Raw genomic sequence first — 5,727 nt, 5'->3', positions numbered from 1 at the left:
GAGCAGATTTCCGCGATCGAGCGCGACATGAGAGCGTCTGGCGTGCTCGAGGGCGCCAAGATGGCGATGGCCTTCAACATGCTGCGATCCAACGACCTGATCTGGTCCTACGTCGTCAGCAACTATCTGAAGGGCAAGACGCCATCATCGTTCGATCTCTTGCACTGGAATTCGGACGCCACGCGGATGCCGGCGGCAAACCACTCCTATTACCTGCGCAACTGCTATCTGGAGAACCGGCTCTCGACGGGAAGCATGGTGCTCGACAACACTCTGCTCGATCTGTCGAAGGTCAAGGTACCGGTCTACAACCTCGCCACCCGCGAAGATCACATCGCGCCCGCTGATTCCGTGCTTTACGGCTCGCAATTCTTCGGTGGCCCCGTCAAATATGTGCTGTCGGGTTCCGGACATATCGCCGGTGTCGTCAATCCGCCATCGGCGGGCAAATATCAGTACTGGACCAACGACAACATCAAGGACGTCACACTCGCCGACTGGATCAAAGGCGCCGAGGAGCACAAGGGTTCGTGGTGGCCCGACTGGCGGCAATGGCTCGAGCAGATCGATCCGGAGCAGGTTGCCGCCCGCGAAGTCGGCACCGCGGCGCTGCCGCCGATCGAGGATGCGCCCGGCAGCTATGTGCGGGTCCGCGCGTAGCGCAACTGACCCGGTTCGGGTATAAGCAGCATCGATTTGTACGTAGCAGGGGGAAACCATGACGCCTGGACTGATGACGCCTGAATTGTTCTGGCTGACCTTGACGGTCATTTTGACGGGCTTGTTGTGGGTTCCCTACACGCTTAACCGCGTCGCAGTTCGCGGCCTCGCCGGTTCAATGGCCAATCCGTCCCGCAACGACAAGCCGCATGCGGAATGGGCGACGCGGCTGATGTTCGCGCACGACAATGCGGTGGAAAATCTCGTTGTGTTTGCGCCGCTGGTCCTGATCCTCGCCGAACTCGACTACTCGACGAAATGGACCGTGTATGCGACGGCGGTCTATTTCTGGGCGCGCGTGGCGCATCTCATCGTCTACACGATGGGGCTGCCGGTATTCCGTACGCTGGCGTTTTGCGTCGGCTTCTTCGCCCAGGTCGTGCTGGCGCTCGCGATCTTCAAGATCGTCTGAGCGCGTCCCCCCGGCCCGATTTCAGGCCTTGCGCATGACGAGATGCAGCAGCGTCGCCGGCGTCTCGTCGAAACTCTTGATCTCGTTGGTGTCGAAGCTGATCGTCTGCCACGCGCCGGCGTCGGCATAGGTCGCGCGAAGCCAATCCGCCGAGACATAGTTGTAGTAGCGGCCGATTGAATCCCGGCCATCGCCCTCGCCGGCCTTGTAGCTTGCATAGAACACGCCGCCGGCTTTCAGCGCGCGGTGAATGCGCGCCAGGATTCCGGCGAGTTCGCGTTTTGGCACGTGCAGCAGGCAGGCGCTGGCCCAAACCCCGTCGAACGCTTCTCGATCGTCGAGTTCGTCGAAACGCATCGTCGCGACGGGATGATTGAGCCGGCGCGATGCGATCTCGGCCATCTCCGGCGAGCCGTCGGTGGCGCGCACGACGAAGCCGCGCGCCAGCATTTCGGCGGCGTGATTGCCGGCGCCGCAGCCAAGTTCAAGAATGGAGGCGCCCGGCGGCAACAACCCGAGGAAGCCGCTCAGCCGCGTTGACGGTCCCTTCGCCCACGCCGCATAGGATTGCGCATTGCGGCGGTAAAATTCCAGCGTGGCTTCGTCCACAGTTGGCCCCCGTTACGGAAACAGCGCGATCTGCTCGAGGCCTGTTGCCTCAGGCCAGCCAAACATCAAATTCATGTTCTGGATCGCCTGCCCCGCCGAACCTTTCACCAGATTGTCCAGCGTTGCAATCACGATGGCGCGACCCTTGATGCGATCTGGAAATACCCCGATCTGCACGTGGTTCGAACCTCGGACGTTCTGAGTCCGCGGTACCACACCGCTTTTCGTCACATGCACGAACGGCTCGTCCCGATAGGTTTGCTCCAGCGTCGCTCGCAGTTCGTCGACCGTGACGCCGTTGAGCCTGACATAGCATGTGCAGAGTTCGCCCCGCGCCATCGGTATGAGATGCGGCGTAAAGTTGACTGTCACGGCCGAGCCTGTGACGCGGCCGATTTCCTGCTCGATCTCCGCTGAATGCCGGTGCGTGCCGATCGAATAGGGCGACAATCCCTCGCCGGCCTCGGAGAACAGCGAGGCCAGTTTCAGCCCGCGGCCCGAGCCGGTGACCCCCGACTTGGCGTCGATGACAAGATCATGCGCGTCGAGGAGACCGGCCTTCACCAGCGGCAACAATGCGAGCAGCACCGCGGTCGGATAGCAGCCCGGGCAGGCCACCAGGCGCGCGGCGGCGATCTTCTCGCGATAGAACTCCGTGAGTCCATAAACGGCCTCGTCCTGCAGATGCAACGCGCGATGCGCATGGCCATACCAATGGGCGTAAGCGGCCTCATCACGCAGCCGGAAATCCGCCGACATGTCGAGCACCTTGATTTGTGGATTGGCGTTCATCACCGCAGCAATGATTTCCTGCGTGGTGCCGTGCGGCAAACCGCAGACCACCGCATCCTGCTTCGTCCAATCGACTGCTTCCCATTCACTTAGAACTGGCAGATCGAGCGAGTGGAAATGCGGAAACACCTCGCTCATGGGCTTACCGGCATGGGAATTGGCGGTGAGCGCGGAAATCTCGACGCTCGGATGCCGAGCGAGCAGACGGACCGCGTCAGAGCCGGTGTAGCCGGACGCGCCGAGGACCGCGACTTTCTTCGTGCTCATAACCCGTTTCCTTGAGGCTTAAATATCGTTCTCGAATGTTTGCAACCGGCTTCGCACATCGGTCATCCGATCCGCCCGAAAGCGGCGGCGCGCTTTGGCAGCCCCCTGGGTTAGCCGGCACGGTCGATTCTGGAATTGTGCTGACCTGACCGCGCCGGATTCCACGGCGCGGCAACAGAACTGGACCGCGGCCTATACGACCGCCTGTCGCTTACGCGTCCGGCAAACCGAGCATCAAACGCATGTTCTGCACGGCCGCGCCTGAGGCACCCTTGCCGAGATTGTCGAGCCGCGCGACCAGAACCGCCTGGCGATGCCTGTCGCTGGCAAAGACATAAAGCTCGAGCTGATTGGTGTCGTTGAGCGCTTCGGGCTCCAGCCGGCCGGTCCTGGTCACCTCGTTCTTGAGCGGCATCACCGAAACATAGCGGCTGCCGGCATAGCGCTGGCTCAGGGCGGCGTGCAGGTCGGCACCACCAACTTTTCCCGGCAATGCATCGAGCTGCAACGGCACCGAGACCAACATGCCTTGCCGGAAATTGCCGACCGAAGGCACAAAGATCGGCCGACGCGTCAGGCCGGAGTAAAGCTGCATTTCCGGCAGGTGCTTGTGCTCGAAGCCGAGACCATAAAGGAAGAACGAGGGCGCGCTGCCGTCCTCGAAGCTTGCGATCATGGACTTGCCGCCGCCGGAATAGCCACTCACCGCATTGACGGTGACGGGATAGTCAGCAGGCAGCAGGCCGGCATCGACGACCGGGCGCAACAGCGCGATCGCGCCGGTCGGATAGCAGCCGGGATTGGCGACCTTTCGCGCTTTGCGAATCTTCTCCGCCTGATCCGCGGCGAGTTCCGGGAAACCATAGGCCCAATCGGGCGCGACACGAAACGCCGTCGAGGCGTCGAGGATCTTGGGCGCAGCCGCGCCCATGCTGTCGATCAGCGCGACGGTCTCCTTTGCCGCCTCATCCGGCAGGCAGAGGATCACGAGATCGACCTCCTCCATCAGCGCGCGCTTGGCGGAAGCATCCTTGCGCTTGTCATCGTCAATGGTCTTGACGACCACATCGTTCTGCAGCCGCAGCCGCTCGTTGATGCCAAGCCCGGTCGTTCCCGAGCCGCCGTCCACGAACACCGCGGGCTTGGTCGCGCTGCCTGAGATCTGGTTTTCTTTGGTATCGGAAAGGCTCATGGAACGTTCCCTTCGGGCTTCTCGGTTGCGTCGGCGAATGCCTCGGGTCTCGTCTTTCGCATCAGATCAGCAACCTGTTGCGAACCTGTGTCGGGTCGCCGCTGCAATGCACCGGCCACCGCCGCATAGTCGGCTTCGGATTTGTGCTGGTTGAGCTTGAAGCTTCCTTCCACCTCTTCCACCGTCATCACGAGCCCGACAATTGCTTTCCTCATTGCCTCTAGCCTTGCCGGCGTCATCTTGGCCGAGGTCCAGGGCTTCTTGGGCAACAGCCAATTCTCGAACTTGGCGCTGAGCGCATCAACCTGAGCCGCGAGTTCGTCCTCCGACAGCACCCGCACGGTCCCGGTCAGATGGACCGACTGGTAGAGCCAGGTCGGCACCTGATCCGGCGAGACGTACCAGTCGGCCGATACATAGGCATCGGGACCATTGACCGCGAGTAGCCACGATGCCTGACCGTCGGCGAGTTTCACCAGCGGATTATGACGGGCGAGGTGAAACAGGACCTCAGGCGTGCCGTCGGCGGCATGGCTCAAATAGAACGGCAATAGCGAGGCGATCGGCCGCGCGCCATTCCAGCCACAGATGATGCCGAATCCGCGCTCCTCAGCAAATTTGAGGCTTGCGGCGTGATCCTGCTTGAATGACGGAGGCGCATACATCTTCGAACTCCTGCTTTGACCTAGGAGCCGCCGGGATCAGATACGCTGACAGGAGAGAATGCCGCGGATCGAAGCCGGCGGCAAAGGCGGTGATCTAAACGCGAACGACCGCCCAAACCGCGAAAACGCGGCGGCGGCGACGGGCGACAAATTGGGTCACGGCGTTGATCATGGTGCGCGGCTATAGGGCCGTCGCGGGCCGGCGTCAAGAGACCGCCGTCGTCATTGCAGGGCGCGAGGGAAGCGAGCGAGCCCCGAATCCATTCTCCGCCTTGCCGCGCCGTTCGATGGATTCCGGGCCTGGCCCTTTGGGCCATTCCGGAGTGACGAGAGATGAGGCCGTCAAACCGCCCGCCACAGCCATTCGGCGATCTCGGCGATGACATCGCCGAACAACAACAGCGCCCCCGACCAAATTAACGCTGACACGAAATTGGCGATCTGGAATTGCCAATACGGCATCTCGAAGATCCCGGCCGCGAGCGGCACCGAGGCACGCAGCGGACCGAAAAACCGCCCGATGAAAATGCTCGGCACGCCCCAGGACTTCACGAAGGCCTCGCCGCGCGGCAAAATCTCAGGATATCGCGACAGCGGCCACATCTGCGCGACGTGTTCCTTGTATTTGTAGCCGAACCAGTACGACACCCAATCACCGAGCGCAGCTCCGATGCCACCGGCGATACATAGCGGCCAGAAGCTGATGCCGCTGACCCCGATCAAGGCGCCGATCGCCACCAGCGCGCCCCAGGCCGGAATCAGCAGCGAAATGAAGGCCAGCGACTCGCCAAACGCCAGCAGCAGGACGATCGGCGCGGCCCAGGCCTGATGGTCGCGCACGAATTCGGCCAGCGCGCGCGTATATTCTTCCATTCCAGAGGGCCCTTCCCGGCAGTTATCCCGTCTAAACTGGCCGTTTAAGCTGGCCCGATCAGCAACATCAAGTCACAATAGCTGCCAAGGCAAGGGGCAAAGCCTCTGTTTCAATGCGGGCGAATCGAGCGGGGGGCCAGACACATGATTAGTTCGCTGATGATGCGCGTAGCGGTCACGATTCTGGTACTCGGCAT

General features: G+C 61.9%; 7 protein-coding genes. 2 read left to right on the top strand and 5 right to left on the bottom strand.

Annotated features, from left to right (window positions below; translation table 11 throughout):
* Positions 1 to 660: PHA/PHB synthase family protein (locus tag VFL62_RS07305; RefSeq protein ID WP_414644636.1), on the top strand; the 660-nt coding region annotated here is incomplete at its 5' end.
* A 73-nt stretch (positions 661 to 733) separates the two neighbouring features.
* Positions 734 to 1,132 carry an MAPEG family protein gene (locus VFL62_RS07300; RefSeq protein WP_325171698.1) on the top strand — a complete coding sequence of 133 codons (399 nt, stop codon included), beginning with the start codon at positions 734 to 736 and terminating at the stop codon, positions 1,130 to 1,132.
* 21 nt (positions 1,133 to 1,153) lie between these two features.
* On the opposite strand, the gene VFL62_RS07295 is transcribed toward VFL62_RS07300, so the two are convergent.
* From VFL62_RS07295 to VFL62_RS07275, 5 genes are all read right to left on the bottom strand, one after another.
* Complete coding sequence (locus VFL62_RS07295) at positions 1,154 to 1,741, bottom strand: class I SAM-dependent methyltransferase (protein WP_325171697.1); 588 nt, start codon at positions 1,739 to 1,741, stop codon at positions 1,154 to 1,156.
* A 12-nt stretch (positions 1,742 to 1,753) separates the two neighbouring features.
* Complete coding sequence (gene argC, locus VFL62_RS07290) at positions 1,754 to 2,800, bottom strand: N-acetyl-gamma-glutamyl-phosphate reductase (protein WP_325171696.1); 1,047 nt, start codon at positions 2,798 to 2,800, stop codon at positions 1,754 to 1,756.
* 211 nt (positions 2,801 to 3,011) lie between these two features.
* Complete coding sequence (gene argC / locus VFL62_RS07285; protein WP_325171695.1) at positions 3,012 to 3,992, bottom strand: N-acetyl-gamma-glutamyl-phosphate reductase; 981 nt, start codon at positions 3,990 to 3,992, stop codon at positions 3,012 to 3,014.
* Positions 3,989 to 4,657 carry an FMN-binding negative transcriptional regulator gene (locus VFL62_RS07280; RefSeq protein ID WP_325171694.1) on the bottom strand — a complete coding sequence of 223 codons (669 nt, stop codon included), beginning with the start codon at positions 4,655 to 4,657 and terminating at the stop codon, positions 3,989 to 3,991. Before VFL62_RS07280 ends, argC (VFL62_RS07285) begins: the two co-directional genes overlap by 4 nt.
* A gap of 342 nt (positions 4,658 to 4,999) precedes the next feature.
* Positions 5,000 to 5,530, bottom strand: coding sequence for a DedA family protein (locus tag VFL62_RS07275; protein WP_325171693.1), 531 nt, complete (start codon positions 5,528 to 5,530; stop codon positions 5,000 to 5,002).
* Positions 5,531 to 5,727: the final 197 nt, after the last annotated feature.

Source organism: Bradyrhizobium sp., assembly GCF_035701725.1.
GTDB lineage: Bacteria > Pseudomonadota > Alphaproteobacteria > Rhizobiales > Xanthobacteraceae > Bradyrhizobium.
The sequence above is the reverse complement of the archived record's forward strand: the minus strand, read 5'-3'. Positions and strand labels throughout refer to the sequence as shown.

What these genes read in the sequence shown, in the direction of transcription:
- VFL62_RS07300 (WP_325171698.1), top strand. Translation starts at nt 734, where the DNA reads ATGACGCCTGAATTGTTCTGGCTGACCTTGACGGTCATTTTGACGGGC.
- argC (WP_325171696.1), bottom strand. Translation starts at nt 2,800, where the DNA reads ATGAGCACGAAGAAAGTCGCGGTCCTCGGCGCGTCCGGCTACACCGGC.
- argC (WP_325171695.1), bottom strand. Translation starts at nt 3,992, where the DNA reads ATGAGCCTTTCCGATACCAAAGAAAACCAGATCTCAGGCAGCGCGACC.
- VFL62_RS07280 (WP_325171694.1), bottom strand. Translation starts at nt 4,657, where the DNA reads ATGTATGCGCCTCCGTCATTCAAGCAGGATCACGCCGCAAGCCTCAAA.
- VFL62_RS07275 (WP_325171693.1), bottom strand. Translation starts at nt 5,530, where the DNA reads ATGGAAGAATATACGCGCGCGCTGGCCGAATTCGTGCGCGACCATCAG.